This is a genomic window from Agromyces sp. Root1464 (assembly GCF_001427265.1).
GTDB classification, from domain to species: Bacteria; Actinomycetota; Actinomycetes; order Actinomycetales; family Microbacteriaceae; genus Agromyces; species Agromyces fucosus.
In genome coordinates this window covers 1387676-1403534 of the sequence record NZ_LMFU01000002.1, presented here as the reverse complement: position 1 = coordinate 1403534, position 15859 = coordinate 1387676, and the positions used below count along the sequence as shown (strand labels likewise).

Sequence of the window (15859 nt, the reverse complement as noted above, 5' to 3'; positions counted from 1 at the left end):
CGCGCGATCCTCGCGTGAAAGCTCGCGTTTCCGCCGATTCCGTGCGTCGAACCCCGCCGAGGTGTCGGCAGGGTAACGATTGATGCGGTGTTACACGGTTGTGACCGCAGCGTCTTGTTTCCGCCATGGGCGCGGAATACTGTCAGACAACGGCGTCACCATGGCGCTGCATTGTGTACCAATTCCTTCAGTCCCAAGGAGCAACATGAGCGTATTCGCGAAGGCCACGGCCAAGCGTTCGGCTCGCGCAGCCTGGACGGGTCTCGCCATTGCCGGCGTCAGCACCCTTCTCCTGTCTGCGTGCGCGTCGGGCGGCACGCCGTCGACCGAGACGGAAGAGCCGGGCGACGACACCGCCGGCGACGCCCTGCCCATCGAGGCCGGTGACCGTGACCTGACCCTCAAGGTCGGCACGATCCTTCCCCAGAGCGGCACGCTCGCATTCCTCGGCCCGCCCGAGGAGGCCGGTGTGGGCCTTGGCGCACAGGAGGTCAACGACGCGGACTCCGGCTTGAGCATGGAGGTCGTCTACCGCGACTCCGGCGACACCACGACCGACATCGCCACCGTCTCCGTGACCGACCTGCTCTCGCAGGACGTCTCGGCGATCATCGGTGCCGCGTCGTCGGGTGTCTCCTTCACCGTGATCGACCAGATCACCTCGGCGGGAGTCGTGCAGTTCTCTCCGGCGAACACCTCGCCCGACTTCACCGAGTACGAAGACGCCGGCCTGTACTTCCGCACGGCGCCCTCCGACCTGCTCCAGGGCGAGGTGCTCGGCACCCAGATCGCCGACGACGGTCACTCGACGCTCGGCCTGCTCGTGCTGAACGACCCCTACGGCACCGGCCTCGCGGCCGCGACCAAGGCGTCGTTCGAAGCAGCCGGTGGCGAAGTCGTCGCCGAAGAGCTCTTCAACACGGGCGACTCGAACTTCGACGCGCAGCTCTCGGCCATCTCGGCCTCGAACCCCGACGCCGTCGCAGTCATCACGTTCGACGAGGCGAAGGTCGTCGTGCCGGCGCTCGTCGGCTCGGGCTACCCCGGCGACCAGCTCTACTTCGTCGACGGCAACCTGTCCGACTACAGCGCGGACTTCGCGCCCGGCCTCATCGCCGGCTCGAAGGGCACGCTGCCCGGCCCGAAGCTCGAAGACGACTTCCGCGACCGACTCCTCGGAGTCGACCCGGACCTCGCCGACTTCAGCTACGGCCCCGAGTCGTACGACGCAACGGTCCTCATCGCCCTCGCGGCGTACGCGGCGAACAGCACCGAGGGTGCCGACATCGCCAAGTACCTGCGTCAGGTGTCTGGCGGCTCGGGCGACGGCGAGAAGGTCACGACCTTCGAAGACGGCGCTGCGCTGCTCGCAGAGGGCAAGCAGATCGACTTCGACGGTGCTTCCGGTCCCATCACGCTCGACGAGCACGGTGACCCGACCGAGGCGACCATCGGCGTCTACGAGTACGGCGACGACAACAAGTACACCCGCATCAACTAGTACGGGTACAACGTGAGCGGGTCCCGGCTTCGGCCGGGGCCCGCTTTCGCATGTCCGGAGCCTGGCGCCCGGCGCGGCCGTGCCGTCGCTGGTCGACGGGCGATACGCCGACGCCGAGTCGCAGGACCGGACGAGCGACACGCCGTCGCGTCGCGGTGTGGCGGCGGTCTCGTCCTGCAACCCGGCGCAGCGCGATCGCGCCGACTTTCCGGTGCGTCGATCGTTCACTGCGGCTTGCCGAGGCTCGTCGAGGTCTCGACCTGGCGTAGGCGGCCGCAGGCGGGCGACAGCGGGACGCTGTGGCCCGCATCAGGCATCCCGGAGCTGACCGCGCCGAGCGGCATTCAGGCGGCCCCGCGGCGCCGGCAGCTGGGGCCGGCGGCAGGGCCGAGCACGTCGATGGCGTGATCGGGCGAGCGGCGGCGCGACCGCAGGGCGCGCGGGCAGCGAAGAGGGGCGGATGCTGCAGCATCCGCCCCTCTTGTCGCACCGGTGTGCCGGTCAGTCCTGCCCGAGCGTGCCCAGGTAGAGGCCGATGACCTTCGGATCGTTCAGCAGGTCGCGGCCAGTGCCCGTGTAGGCGTCGCGGCCCTGGTCGAGCACGTAGCCGCGGTCGCAGATCTGCAGGCACCGCCGGGCGTTCTGCTCGACCATGATGGTCGTGACGCCCGCGCGGTTGATCTCCTTGACGCGCAGGAACGCCTCGTCTTGACGCACCGGCGACAGGCCGGCGCTCGGCTCGTCGAGGAGCAGCACGTGCGGGCCCATCATGAGCGCACGCGACATGGCGACCATCTGACGTTCGCCACCCGACAGCGAGCCGGCGCGCTGGCCGAGCCGCTTGCCGAGTTCGGGGAAGATCTCGGTCACGAACTCGAGTCGCTCCTTCAACCCCTTGGGCTTCTGGAACAGGCCCATCTCGAGGTTCTCCTGGATGGTGAGCGACGGGAACACGTTGTTCGTCTGCGGCACGAAGCCCACACCCTTGGCGACGAGCTTGTTCGCCTTCAGGTTCGTGATCTCCTCGCCGTTCAGACGGATCTGCCCCTCGCGCACCTTCACGAGTCCGAAGATGGACTTGAGGAGCGTCGACTTGCCGGCACCGTTCGGGCCGATGATGCCGATGAGCTCACCCTGTCGCGCCACCAGCGAGCACGAGTTCAGAATGTTGACTCCGGGCAGGTAGCCAGCGGTGACGGCGTCGACCGCGACGACCTCGTCGCCGACGGGTTCGATCACCGCGCTCGCGGCGGATTCACTGTTCGTCATCGATGAGCTCCTTGATGGCTTCGACGTTCTCGGTCTCGGTGGCACCGAGATCGGTGTCGTGGTGCGCGCCGAGGTAGGCGTCGATCACGGCGGGGTTCTCCATGACGGTGTGCGGATCGCCCTCCGCCACGATGCGCCCCTCGGCCATGACCACGACCCAGTCGGCGATGTGGCGGACCATGTGCATGTCGTGCTCGACGAACAGTACCGTCATGCCCTGCGACTTGAGGTCGAGGATGTGGTCGAGCAGCGACTGCGTGAGCGCCGGGTTCACACCGGCCATCGGCTCGTCGAGCATTACGAGCGTCGGGTCGCTCATGAGGGCCCGAGCCATCTCGAGCAGCTTGCGCTGCCCGCCCGAGAGGCTCGCCGCGTAGTCGGTCTGCTTCGCGTCGAGCTTGAACCGCGTGAGCAGCTCGACCGCCTTCGCCTCGATCTCCTCCTCCTGCTTGCGCCAGATGAACGGGAAGACCGCGCGGAAGAGGTTCTCTCCGCTCTGGCCCTTCGCGCCGAGCTTCATGTTGTCGAGCACGCTGAGCAGGCCCAGTGCCTTCGTCAACTGGAAGGTGCGGATGAGGCCCATGCGAGCCACTCGATAGGCGGGCACGTGCGCGAGCGAGCGCCCCTCGAACTCCCACTTGCCGGTGTCGGGCTTGTCGAAGCCCGTGAGCAGGTTGAAGAACGTGGTCTTGCCGGCGCCGTTCGGGCCGATGAGGGCCGTGATCGCACCGCGGGGGATCTCGACGTGGTCGACGTCGACCGCTTTCAGGCCACCGAACGTGCGGGTGACCCCGTCGGCGATGAGGATCGGGTCGACCTTGCGGCATCCCGGTTCTGCTTCGCCGATGTGGAGGCCGGTGGTCTTCACCGGCTTGGACGTGGGAGTGACATCACTTGACAAAGGCCAGCTCCTTCTTGTTTCCGAAGATGCCCTGAGGCCTGAAGATCACGATCAGCATGATCGCGATTCCGACGAGGATGAACCGGAGCTGTCCGGCCTGCACCTGCGTCATGAACGGGAGCCAGCCCGCCTCCACTGCACGGGAGATGAAGCCCGAGAAGAAGGAGAGCAGCACCCAGAAGATCATCGAGCCGATGATGGGCCCGAGGATCGTGGCGGCCCCGCCGAGGAGCAGGATCGCGTAGACGAAGAAGGTGAGCGACGTCTGGTAGTTCGCCGGCACGACCGCTCGAGGCAGGATGAAGATCATTCCGGCGAGGGTGCCGTAGACACCACCGAGGATGAGGCTCTGCATCTTGTACGAGTAGACGTTCTTGCCCAGGGCGCGAACCGCGTCTTCATCTTCGCGGATGCCCTTGATGACGCGGCCCCAGGGGCTGCGCATGATGAGCCAGGTGAGCAGTGCCAGAAGCACCACGACGGTCCATCCGACGATCCGCAGCCACCAGTCGTACTCGTTGTACTGGAACGGGCCGAAGCCGTAGGTGCCCTTCGGAATCGGGTTCAGGGCCGCGAAGCTGCCCTTGTAGCCGTTCAGGCCCTGCGCCGAGCCGGTGATGGCCTCGAACGTGTTCGTCGTGAAGACGAGCCGCAGGATCTCGGCGGCCGCGATCGTGACGATCGCCAGGTAGTCGGCACGGAGACGCAGGGTCGGGATGCCGAGGATCAGTGCGAACACGACGGAAGCACCGATGCCGACGAGCACCGCGGCCCACACCGGCAGGTTGAAGGAGAGCACCGAGATGGCGTAACCGTACGCGCCGAGGGCCATGAAGCCCGCCTGCCCGAAGTTCAGCAGTCCCGTGTATCCGAAGTGGATCGCGAGGCCGAGGGCCGCCAGTGCGTATGCCGCGGTCGTGGGGCTGATGAGCTCCTGCGCCGCGTTGGAGAAGATCTGAATCCAGTCGATCATGGTCGGTCCTCCTTAGCCGATTCTCTCGCGGCGACCGAGGATGCCCTGCGGTCGGAACAACAGCACGAGGATCAGCACGACGAGCGCGCCCACGTACTTCAGGTCGCTCGGCAGCCACAGCGTCGAGATCTCGATGAAGAGACCGACGATGAGGGAGCCGACGAGGGCGCCGAAGGCGGTGCCGAGACCGCCGAGGGTGACTGCGGCGAAGATCAGCAGCAGGATCTGGAAGCCCATGTCCCAGCTGACGCCGGGGCGGAAGTAGGCCCAGAGGATGCCGCTGAGGCCGGCCAGTGCTGCGCCGAGCACCCAGACGATGCGGATGACGCGGTCGACGTCGATGCCGCTCGCGGAGGCGAGGCTGGCGTTGTCGGCGACGGCGCGGGTGGCCTTGCCGATGCGGGTCTTCACGAGGAAGTAGGCGACGGCGAGGAGGACCACGACCGAGACGATCATGCTGCCCACGTCGATCCAGGAGAGCTGGACCCCGCCGAACGACAGCTCCTTCGGGGCGGTGGCACCCGGCAGCTGCCGGGTCGCTCCGCCGTAGAAGAACTGGTACGTGTAGCGGATCGCGAGCGAGAGACCGATGCTCACGATCATGAGCGGGATGAGCCCGACGCCGCGTTTGCGGAGCGGTTTCCAGATCACCGCGTCGAGGGTCCAGCCGAGTGCGGCGCTCAGCACGATGGCGATCGCGATGGCCAGCCAGATCGGCCAGGCCAGGTCGACGCCGAAGCTCAGCACCATCAAGGCGCCGAAGGTCACCATCTCGGCGTGGGCGAAGTTCGAGAGGCCCGTCGTGCCGAAGATGAGCGAGAGGCCGATCGCCGCAAGTGCGAGGAGCAGGCCGAAGTTCAGGCCGTTGATCACTCGCTCGAGCAGCTGCGCGCCGAAGTTCGTGGTCGTGCGCTCGCCCTCGCCGAGGAAGAAGTTCACGGCCTTGAGCTTCGTGAGCCCGAACTCGGCGGTGACGGTCGCGTCGCCCTTGGCGACGACGACGCCCTTGGGCAGGGTGTCCTCGTCGAGGGAGACCTTGTACTCGCCCTTCTCGGGCACGCCGATGCGCCATTTGCCGTCGACGTCGGTCTCGGCGTCGGCTTCGAAGCCACCGCCTTCGACTGAGATCTTGACGCCTTCGAGCGGCTCGCGATCGAATTGCACGTTCCCCGTGAAGAAGTACTCGAATTCTTCGGAAGCCTGGGCCGTACTCCCATCCTCCGCCATCGCAGGGGACGCTGCGATGCCGGACAGAGTGAGTGCGGACACGAGGATTCCGAGGAGAACGAGCCACCTCCCTGGAGACCGATGGGCGAGCGTTCGTGTGGGTTTCACTGCACCTCCAAGGGCGCCCCTCCAGCTGGTGGCCTTCGGGGTTCGGTCCTTACCTGTCGACAACGTCGTCGACAGTACGTGCCGATTATGTCTCATGTGTTTCGCTCATGAGGCAAACGGCGTTCGATTGTTATCCGGGAATGCCCGGGATGCAAACTCGCTTAACATTGATACTGCGAGCCCGACCACCGGCGCGCGGTATCTCGGGCAGAACTCGACACAAGGAGCGACATGGACCAGGCCGACCCGTTCGGACTCACAGGACTCACCTACGACGACGTCCTCCTGCTGCCTGGTCACACCGACGTGATCCCGAGCGAGGCCGACACGACCTCGCGCCTCACCCGCCGCATCAACGTCGCGACGCCGCTCCTGTCGGCCGCGATGGACACCGTCACCGAGGCCCGCATGGCCGTCGCCATGGCCCGTCAGGGCGGCATCGGCATCCTGCACCGGAACCTCTCGATCGCCGACCAGGCCGATATGGTCGACCGGGTCAAGCGCAGCGAGTCGGGCATGGTCTCCAATCCCGTGACGACGACGCCCGAGGCATCCGTCGCCGATGTCGACGCCCTCTGCGCGACGTACCGTGTCAGCGGCCTGCCGGTCGTCGACACCGACGGCAAGCTCGTCGGCATCATCTCGAACCGCGACATGCGCTTCGTCTCCGACTTCGAGAAGCCGACCACGACGGTGGCCGACGTCATGACGAAGATGCCGCTCATCACGGGCCGCGTCGGCATGAACCCCGATGAGGCGCTCGCGATCTTCGCGAAGCACAAGGTCGAGAAGCTGCCGCTCATCGACGACGAGGGCCACCTCACCGGCCTCATCACGGTCAAGGACTTCGACAAGTCGGAGCAGTACCCGAACGCGACGAAGGACAGCGAGGGCCGCCTCCGGGTCGGCGCCGCGATGGGCTTCTTCGGGGACGCATGGGAGCGCGCCGAGGCGCTCCGCGATGCCGGCGTCGACGTGCTCGTCGTCGACACGGCGAACGGCGAGTCCGCCGGCGTGCTCGACATCATCCGCCGGCTGAAGACCGACCCGACGTTCGCCCACATCGACGTCATCGGCGGCAACGTCGCGACGCGCGAGGGTGCACAGGCGCTCGTCGATGCGGGCGCCGACGCCGTGAAGGTCGGCGTGGGTCCCGGCTCGATCTGCACCACGCGCGTCGTCGCGGGTGTCGGCGTGCCCCAGATCACGGCCGTCTACGAGGCGTCCAAGGCCACGAAGCCCGCCGGCGTGCCGCTCATCGCCGACGGCGGCCTGCAGTACTCGGGCGACATCGCGAAGGCGCTCGTCGCCGGCGCCGACACCGTCATGCTCGGCTCGCTGCTCGCGGGCACCGCCGAGAGCCCGGGTGAGCTCGTCTTCCAGAACGGCAAGCAGTTCAAGGCCTACCGCGGCATGGGCTCGCTCGGCGCGCTGCAGACCCGCGGACAGAAGACCTCCTACTCGAAGGACCGGTACTTCCAGGCGGATGTCCCGTCGGACGACAAGCTGATCCCCGAGGGGATCGAGGGCCAGGTGCCCTATCGCGGGCCGCTGGCGGCCGTCGCGTACCAGCTCATCGGCGGCCTCCGACAGTCGATGTTCTACGTGGGCGCGCGCACGATCGCCGAGCTGAAGACCAAGGGCCGGTTCGTGCGCATCACGCCGGCGGGGCTCAAGGAGTCGCACCCGCACGACGTGCAGATCGTCGTCGAGGCGCCGAACTACACCCGCTAGAGCTCCTGGATGTAGCAGAGCATGCGGAAGTCGGTGCCCGGCTCGACGTTCACGAATCCGTGGCGTTCGTAGAATCGCCGGGCATCGACGTCGTCCTCGTCGACGTTGATGTGCATCTCGCCGCCGCCTCGACGGAGCACTTCCGTGATCGCGTGCTGGAGCAGTGCGGTGCCGATGCCCCCGCCGCGCAGGCCCGGCGCGACGTAGAGCTCGTCGAGCACGGCGAGGGGCCCGTCGCAATACACGGTCGGGCGAAGCGTGACGACCGCGTAGCCCTGCGGCTCGGGCGGTGCGCCCGCGAACAGCACGAACGCCGCAGGGTGGGCGATGAGGTCGCGGAAGCGCGGGGTCAACACCTCGCGGCTCGGCGTCGGCGAGTCGAACTCGACCGCGAACTCGACCTGCAGGCGGGCGGCGGTGGCTGCGTCGTCCGGCTCCGCGAACCGGATCCGGGTCTCGGCGTTCGGTTCGCGCGTCACGGTTCGATCCCTTCGTTCAGCCGAGGTCAGCGTTCGCTCAGCGCGCGTCGGCGAGTCTCGTGACGGCTTCGCCGAGCACCTCGGGGGTGCACGCGAAATTCAGTCGTGCGTGTCCGCGGCCGACGCTCGCACCGAACGTCGGACCGATGCCGAGCGCCACCCGCGCGTGCTCGAGTGCATACGCCGCCGGGTCATCGCCCCAGCCGAGCGCCGAGAGGTCGAGCCACGCGAGGTAGGTCGCATCGGGCATGCGGTAGCGAACACCGGGAAGCTCGTCGGCGAGGAGTTCGGCGAGCAGGCGTCGATTGTCGTCGAGGCTCGCGAGCACGCCGTCGAGCCAGGGCCCGCCGTGGCGGAACGCCGCGATGGAGGCGATCGACCCGAACTGGCTCATGCGCCACTCGACCTCGTAGGGGAGCGCAGTGCGCACGCGGTCGCCGCGCTCGCTCGCGGTGACGATGAGCGCCGCCTTCAGCCCCGCGATGTTGAACGCCTTCGTGGCCGCGGTCACGGCGACGCCGTGCTCGCGAGCTGCGTCCGAGACCGTGAGGAACGGCGTGTAGTCGACTCCCGGTTGCACGAGCGGCCCGTGCACCTCGTCGGAGACGATCGTGACTCCGTGACGGGCGGCGATGTCGGCGAGGGCGGCGAGCTGCGAGGCCGCCGGCACCAGGCCGATCGGGTTGTGCGGGTTGCAGAGCACCATCGCCCGCGCGCCGGCCGCGAACGCCGCGTCGATGCCGTCGAGGTCGAGCGCCCAGCCCTCGTCGATGCCGCCGAGCATCGGCACCTCGACGACCCGGCCCGACGCCTCGGTCACGAGATCGAAGAAGGGCGGGTAGATCGGCGGGGTGATGACGACTCCGTCGCCCGGTGCGGTGACCCGGCGCAGCACCTCGACGATGCCCATGCTGACGTCGGCGGTGCAGGTCACCCGCGTCGGGTCGACGTCCCACCCGAGGCGGGTCGCCGCGAACCCCTGGAACGCCTCGGCGACCGGGAGGCTCCCGGCCGAGTAGCCCGTGTCGGAGCGGTCGACCGCCGCGTGCAGGGCCGTCTTGATGGGGTCGGCGAGCGGGTAGTCCATCTCGGCGACGGGCAGCGGAAGCACATCGGCGTCGTACAGGCGCCACTTCGCACTGGTTCGCGTGCGGAGGACGTCGAGCGGCTCTGCTGCGATGCGTTGCATGATTCCAGCTTGCCGCAGAACGGCTGCGGGTGGCAGTGGCAATCGCGGCACGCTAGTCTGGTCGGCTGCCCATCGGGCGGTGCGGAACCGGGCGAGGTGGCCCGGCCGCGGACCGAACGGATCTCCCATGGGTTTCATCGACGTCAACGGCGTCTCCTTCTCGCTCGCCGACGGGCGCCCGCTCCTCGCCGACCTCGCCTTCCGGGTGACGGATGGCGCGACGACCGCGCTCATCGGCGCGAACGGCGCAGGCAAGTCGACGCTGCTGCGCATCATCCGCGGCGAGCTCCGCGCCGACGAGGGCAGCGTGCAGGTCGACGGCGGGCTCGGCGTCATGGACCAGTTCGTCGGCACGGGCGCAACCATCGAGGGCACTGATGCCACGGTGCAGGGGCTGCTCGTCTCGGTCGCGCCGACCCGTGTCCGTGCGGCGGCGATCGAGCTCGAGGCATCCGAGGCCGCGCTCATCGAACTCGACGACACGGCGGCGCAGATGCGGTACGCCACCGCGCTCGCCGAGTACGCGGAGGCCGGCGGCTACGACCAGGAGGTCGTGTGGGACCACTGCACGATCGCTGCGCTCGGCATCCCGTTCGAACGCGCGAAGTGGCGCGAGCTCTCGACCCTCTCGGGCGGCGAGCAGAAGCGGCTCGCGCTCGAGGCGCTGTTCCGCGGCCCCGAGCAGGTGTTGCTGCTCGACGAGCCCGACAACTCGCTCGACGTGCCGGGCAAGCGGTGGCTCGAGGCGCAGCTGCGCGCCACGTCGAAGACGGTGCTCCTCGTCTCGCACGACCGCGAACTGCTCGCGCGCGCCGCCGACCGCATCGTGACGCTCGAGGTCGGCGCTGCCGGCAACACGGCGTGGGTGCACGGCGGAAGCTTCGAGGGGTACCACCGTGCGCGCGACGAGCGCTTCGAGCGCCTCGATGAGCTGCGCCGTCGCTGGGACGAGCAGCACGTCGCGTTGAAGACCCTCGTCGCCACCCTCAAGGTCAAGGCCACCTACAACGACGGCATGGCCTCGCGCTACCAGGCCGCGGTGACGCGGCTGCGCAAGTTCGAGGAGGCCGGACCGCCCGAGGAGCGGCCGCCCGCGCAGGCCGTGTCGATGCGACTGCGTGGCTCCCGCACCGGCAAGCGCGCCGTCGTCGGCGAGCGACTCGAGCTCACGGGGCTCATGAAGCCCTTCGACCTCGAAGTCTGGTACGGCGACCGCGTCGCCGTGCTCGGCTCGAACGGCTCGGGCAAGTCCCACTTCCTGCGCCTGCTCGCGGGCGGCGGAACCGAGCCCGACCGCACGCTCGGCCACATCACGACGGTGGGGGAGTCGCTCGCCCGCGTGCCGCACACCGGCCGGGCGGTGCTCGGCGCGCGCGTCGTGCCGGGGTGGTTCGCGCAGAACCACGAGCACCCCGAGTACCGAGGCCGCACCCTGCTCGACGTCCTGCATCGCGGCGACGCGAACCGCGACGGGATGGCCAGGGAGGCCGCGAGCTCGGCGCTCGACCGCTACGGGCTCGCCGGCTCGGCGCTGCAGAACTTCGAGCAGCTCTCGGGCGGCCAGCAGGCGCGCCTGCAGATCCTGCTGCTCGAGCTCTCCGGAGCGACGCTGCTGCTGCTCGACGAGCCCACCGACAACCTCGACCTCGTCTCGGCGGAGGCGCTCGAAGAGGGCTTGTCGCGCTTCGAGGGCACGGTGCTCGCGGTCACCCACGACCGCTGGTTCACACGGGGCTTCGACCGCTTCCTCGTCTTCGGCAGCGACGGCGAGGTCTACGAGTCGGATGCCCCGGTGTGGGACGAGTCCCGGGTGGTGCGCGCCCGCTGACGGTGGCGCCGGAGCGCGAGCGGCTGCCGGGCGACCGGGTTGGGTAGGGTTGAGTGGTGACCCAGGAGATCGAGATCGGCCGCTCCAAGCGGGGCCAGCGCGTCTATGCATTCGATGACATCGCGATCGTGCCCAGCCGGCGCACTCGCGACCCCGAAGACGTCTCGGTCGGGTGGACGATCGACGCCTACCAGTTCGACATCCCGTTCCTCGCCGCACCCATGGACTCCGTCGTCTCGCCGCAGACGGCGATCATGATGGGCCAGCTCGGCGGCCTCGGCGTGCTCGACCTCGAAGGCCTCTGGACCCGCTACGAGGACCCCGAGCCCGTGCTCGCCGAGATCCGGGGCCTCTCGCCTGAGAACGCCACGACTCGTATGCAGCAGCTCTACTCCGAGCCGATCAAGCCCGAGCTCGTCACCGCGCGCCTCGCCGAGATCCGCGCGGCAGGGGTCACCGTCGCCGGCGCGCTCTCGCCCCAGCGCACACAGGAGCTCTACGAGACCGTCGTCGCCGCCGGCGTCGACCTCTTCGTCATCCGTGGCACCACGGTCTCCGCCGAGCACGTCTCGAAGAACCAGGAGCCGCTGAACCTCAAGAAGTTCATCTACGAGCTCGACGTGCCCGTGATCGTCGGCGGCGCTGCGACCTACACCGCGGCGCTCCACCTCATGCGCACCGGGGCGGCCGGCGTGCTCGTCGGTTTCGGCGGGGGAGCGGCGTCGACGACGCGTGCGACCCTCGGCATCCACGCACCCATGGCCACCGCCGTCGCCGACGTCGCCGGCGCGCGCCGCGACTACCTCGACGAGTCGGGCGGCCGCTACGTGCACGTCATCGCCGACGGCGGCGTGGGGAAGTCGGGCGACATCGTCAAGGCGATCGCGTGCGGCGCCGACGCAGTGATGCTCGGCACGGCCCTGGCACGGGCGACGGATGCTCCGGGCGGCGGCTACCACTGGGGCGCCGAGGCGCACCACCCGAAGCTGCCGCGCGGCCAGCGCGTGCACGTCGGCCAGGTCGCGCCGCTCGAAGAGGTGCTGTACGGACCGGCACCGTCGGCCGACGGCGTCACGAACCTCATCGGGGCGCTGAAGCGCTCGATGGCGACCACCGGATACTCCGACCTCAAGGAGTTCCAGCGCGTCGACGTGGTCGTCGCTCCCTACCAGTCCTCCTGACGACTGCGGTCGGGCCCGTCGAAACCGGCATCCGGATTCCGACGGGCTCGATCAGCAGATCTCCTCGCTCGATCAGCAGATCTCCTCGCTCATTCCGCAGACGCTTCGGGTAGCGTGGGAAGCGGATCGCGCGGCTCGCCGTGAGGCCGCGGGGATGGGGTGGCACGATGGCGACTCAGAAGTCGGCGAGACTCAAGCCGGTGACGCGTTCGACCAAGCTCGGACCTGAGGAACGGAAGGCCGCGATCGCGCGGCTGAAGGAGAAAGAGCTCGACATCCTCGTGGTGGGCGGCGGCATCGTCGGCACCGGATCCGCGCTCGACGCGGTCACTCGAGGTCTCTCGACCGGTCTCCTCGAAGCCCGTGACTGGGCGTCGGGCACCTCGAGCCGTTCGTCGAAGCTCGTGCACGGCGGCATCCGCTATCTCGAACAGCTCGACTTCCGACTCGTGCGCGAGGCGCTCATCGAGCGGGGCCTGCTGCTGCAGCGCATCGCCCCGCACCTCGTGAAGCCCGTGCGGTTCCTGTACCCGCTGAAGACCCGCCTGATCGAGCGGTGCTACGTGGGCGCGGGCATGATGCTCTACGACATCTTCAGCTACACGGGCGGCCGGCCTCCGGGCGTGCCCCACCACCGACACCTCTCGAAGCGGCAGGTGCTGCGGGCCATCCCGTCGCTTTCGAAAGACGTGCTGGTGGGCGGTCTCACGTACTACGACGCGCAGGTCGACGATGCCCGCTACGTGGCCTCCCTGGCCCGCACCGCGTCGTTCTACGGCGCCCACGTCGCGAGCCGGGTCAAGGTCGAGGGCTTCGTCAAGGTCGGTGAGCGCGTCGTGGGCGTGAAGGCGCACGACTTCGAGACCGACGAGCGCTTCGAGGTCCGGGCGAAGCAGGTCGTGAACGCGACCGGCGTCTGGACCGACGACACCCAGCGCATGGTCGGCGAACGCGGCACGTTCAAGGTGCGCGCCTCGAAGGGCGTGCACCTCGTCGTGCCCCGCGACCGCATCCAGTCGGCGATGGGCATGATCTTCCGCACGGAGAAGAGCGTGCTGTTCGTCATTCCATGGGGCCGCCACTGGCTGATCGGCACCACCGACACCGACTGGAACCTCGACAAGGCCCATCCGGCGGCGACCGCGGCCGACATCGACTACCTGCTCGAGCACGTCAACGCCGTGCTCGGCATCCCGCTGACGCGGGAGGACGTCGAGGGCGTCTACGCCGGCCTCCGGCCGCTGCTCGCCGGGGAGAGCGACCAGACCTCGAAGCTCTCGCGCGAGCACCTCGTCGCGCACACCGTGCCGGGCCTCGTCGTCATCGCCGGCGGCAAGTGGACGACGTACCGGGTCATGGCGAAGGACGCCATCGACGCGGCCGCCGACGCCCTCGACGGCAAGGTGCCGAAGTCGACGACGCAGGACATCCCGCTGCTCGGCGCCGAGGGATACCAGGCGGCGTGGAACAAGCGCGGCAAGATCGCGCGGGCGTTCGGCGTGCACGAGGTGCGCATCGAGCACCTGCTGAACCGCTACGGCACGATGACCGACGAGCTGCTCGACCTGATCCGTGAGGACCCGTCGCTCGGCGAGCCGCTGCCGGGCGCCGACGACTACCTCGGCGCGGAGGTCGTCTACGCGGCCACCCACGAGGGCGCCCTGCACCTCGACGACGTGCTCGCCCGCCGCACGCGCATCTCGATCGAGGCGTGGGATCGCGGTGTCTCCGCAGCGCCCGTCGCCGCGAGGCTCATGGCCGGGGCGCTCGGCTGGGACGCCGCGCGCCAGACCCTCGAGGTGGAGCGCTACCTCGAGCGGGTCGCCGCAGAGCGGGCATCGCAGGAGCAGCCCGACGACGAGTCGGCCGACCGGGTGCGGCTGGAGGCCCCCGACATCGTGAAGGTCGACTAGCGAGCATCGTGAAGGTGGACGAGCGAGGCCCGGCGCTCCGACCGCAGAACACGTTTCGGTAACGAATCGGACATGTTCATCCGGTTGCGGGCCTATACTCCCCAGTATGCGCCCAGGGCTGGGTGCGGTCCGATGCGCCTCGAGGAGTACCAGTCATGCGTCCAGCCAGCAGCGTTGCGGGAGCCACGGCTCTCGCTCTCGTCTTCACCGGAGCGGCACTCGCCGTGGCAGCGCCCGCTTCAGCGGCGACGACCCACGTGACGAGCATCGCGCCCGATGAATCGAGCTATCTCGGATGGCACGAAGGGTATGCGAACGCGACCCCCGCCTTTTCGCTGCACTGGAACGGCCTCTTCTTCGGTGACGGAGCGAACTCGCAGATCCTGAACGGACTCGTCAACAGCGGCGAGCCGGGACTGTCGACGACCTCCGCCGAGCTCGGCGCCCTCATCGACGGCTCCGAGATCGGCGTGACGCAGGGCGTCGTCTACTCGCAGGTCGCGGTCTCGACCGCCGCAGGGTGGGGAACGCTTCGGCCGGTGACGCCGTTCGAGACCGGCCCGCACAGCGCGCAACTCACCGACCTCTGGACCTCGAGCCGCACCATCGGCGATGTCATCGCCGACGCGCCGGTCGAACTCGCGGCCCTCTTGGCGAGCCTCGAGGCCGACGGCGACCTCCGATACTCGGGATTCGGCGTCCTCGCCGAGAGCACTGATCCGGGCGGCGTCGAGTCCATCACCTGGGGTGAGGACACGTTCCTGTTCACGCGTGCCGTGACGGCGATCCCGGTCACCTCGACGGTCGATGTCACGGCCGCCGAGATCCGCCCCGACGAGTCGACCTACACGGGCTGGCACGAGGGCTACGCGAACCCCACGCCCGCGTTCGGCATCACCGACACCGGGCTCAGCTTCGGCAACGGCGCCAACTCCCAGATCATCAACGGCCTCGCGACTCCGCTCGCCGATGCCGACCTCGCCCAGCTCATCACGTCGGCCGACGTCGAGGTCGTGAGCGGTGAGGTGTTCTACCAGGTGCCCATCACCTTCGGCGAGTCGGCGATCTTCACGACGCTGCGACCCGCGTTCGGTGCCGGACCCGGCACCACCACGTTCGCCCTCGGCGACCAGTGGGTCTCGAGCAAGGAGATCCCGGCCACGGGCACGACCGCGGCGATCGCCGCGAACACTCCGGCGCTGCTCGGAGACCTCATCGAGGCGATCGAGGCGAACGGCACCGTGAACGTGCTCGCCTTCGGTGTTCTGGCGCAGGAGATCACCCCGTCGGTGGTCGCCACGGTGGCATTCAACGGTGTGCGCTACAACTTCGTGCCCGTCGCGGTCGCGCCGGTCACCCCGGCGAAGCCGGCGCTCGCTGCGACCGGCCCCGAGACGGATGGCGCCCTCGGCGCGGCCGGTGCTCTCCTGACGCTCGGACTCGGCATGATGGCGTTCCGGGCGGTGCGCCGTCGCGCGCTGCTCGGCGACCGCTGACCCGCGATCCAGCACTCCTGAAGGGCTCCGCGCGAGTGCGCGGAGCCCTTCGGCGCGCTG

Annotated in this window: 12 protein-coding genes; 6 read left to right on the top strand and 6 right to left on the bottom strand. The window is 68.9% G+C overall.

The window, feature by feature from the left end; genetic code table 11:
- Positions 1–205 precede the first annotated feature (205 nt).
- Positions 206–1501, top strand: a complete 1296-nt coding sequence (locus ASD23_RS12075) for an ABC transporter substrate-binding protein (protein ID WP_056010762.1) — start codon at positions 206–208, stop codon at positions 1499–1501.
- Between the two features lie 501 nt (positions 1502–2002).
- Here ASD23_RS12075 and ASD23_RS12070 read toward each other — a convergent pair.
- The 4 genes from ASD23_RS12070 to ASD23_RS12055 are packed head-to-tail and all read right to left on the bottom strand — an operon-like array spanning position 2003 to position 5808.
- On the bottom strand, positions 2003–2770 hold the full coding sequence (locus ASD23_RS12070; protein WP_056010754.1) for an ABC transporter ATP-binding protein: 768 nt from the start codon (positions 2768–2770) through the stop codon (positions 2003–2005).
- Complete coding sequence (locus tag ASD23_RS12065) at positions 2757–3671, bottom strand: ABC transporter ATP-binding protein (protein ID WP_056010751.1); 915 nt, start codon at positions 3669–3671, stop codon at positions 2757–2759. The genes ASD23_RS12070 and ASD23_RS12065 overlap by 14 nt, the downstream gene beginning before the upstream one ends.
- Positions 3661–4641 carry a branched-chain amino acid ABC transporter permease gene (locus tag ASD23_RS12060; RefSeq protein ID WP_056013115.1) on the bottom strand — a complete coding sequence of 327 codons (981 nt, stop codon included), beginning with the start codon at positions 4639–4641 and terminating at the stop codon, positions 3661–3663. Before ASD23_RS12060 ends, ASD23_RS12065 begins: the two co-directional genes overlap by 11 nt.
- A gap of 15 nt (positions 4642–4656) precedes the next feature.
- Positions 4657–5808, bottom strand: a complete 1152-nt coding sequence (locus tag ASD23_RS12055) for a branched-chain amino acid ABC transporter permease (RefSeq protein ID WP_327019803.1) — start codon at positions 5806–5808, stop codon at positions 4657–4659.
- Positions 5809–6210: 402 nt separating this feature from the next.
- On the opposite strand from ASD23_RS12055, the gene guaB reads away from it, so the two are divergent.
- On the top strand, positions 6211–7713 hold the full coding sequence (gene guaB / locus ASD23_RS12050) for an IMP dehydrogenase (RefSeq protein ID WP_056010745.1): 1503 nt from the start codon (positions 6211–6213) through the stop codon (positions 7711–7713).
- On the opposite strand, the gene ASD23_RS12045 is transcribed toward guaB, so the two are convergent.
- Together ASD23_RS12045 and ASD23_RS12040 are read right to left on the bottom strand one after the other, a co-directional pair.
- On the bottom strand, positions 7710–8162 hold the full coding sequence (locus ASD23_RS12045; RefSeq protein ID WP_056013112.1) for a GNAT family N-acetyltransferase: 453 nt from the start codon (positions 8160–8162) through the stop codon (positions 7710–7712). The two genes, guaB and ASD23_RS12045, sit on opposite strands and share 4 nt — an antisense overlap.
- Positions 8163–8229: 67 nt before the next feature.
- Positions 8230–9381: a MalY/PatB family protein gene (locus tag ASD23_RS12040; RefSeq protein ID WP_056010742.1), complete on the bottom strand. Its 1152-nt coding sequence runs from the start codon at positions 9379–9381 to the stop codon at positions 8230–8232.
- Positions 9382–9508: 127 nt separating this feature from the next.
- On the opposite strand from ASD23_RS12040, the gene ASD23_RS12035 reads away from it, so the two are divergent.
- The 4 genes from ASD23_RS12035 to ASD23_RS12020 all read left to right on the top strand — a co-directional run bounded on the left by ASD23_RS12035 (position 9509) and on the right by ASD23_RS12020 (position 15799).
- The gene (locus ASD23_RS12035) at positions 9509–11209 is read left to right on the top strand and encodes an ABC-F family ATP-binding cassette domain-containing protein (protein WP_056010740.1); all 1701 of its coding nucleotides are present in this window, start codon (positions 9509–9511) and stop codon (positions 11207–11209) included.
- A gap of 56 nt (positions 11210–11265) precedes the next feature.
- Positions 11266–12390, top strand: coding sequence for a GuaB3 family IMP dehydrogenase-related protein (locus tag ASD23_RS12030; RefSeq protein WP_056010736.1), 1125 nt, complete (start codon positions 11266–11268; stop codon positions 12388–12390).
- Positions 12391–12590: 200 nt separating this feature from the next.
- On the top strand, positions 12591–14303 hold the full coding sequence (locus ASD23_RS12025; protein WP_082571550.1) for a glycerol-3-phosphate dehydrogenase/oxidase: 1713 nt from the start codon (positions 12591–12593) through the stop codon (positions 14301–14303).
- Between the two features lie 155 nt (positions 14304–14458).
- Entirely contained in the window at positions 14459–15799 is a 1341-nt protein-coding gene (locus ASD23_RS12020; RefSeq protein ID WP_056010730.1) for a hypothetical protein, read from the top strand.
- Positions 15800–15859 lie beyond the last annotated feature (60 nt).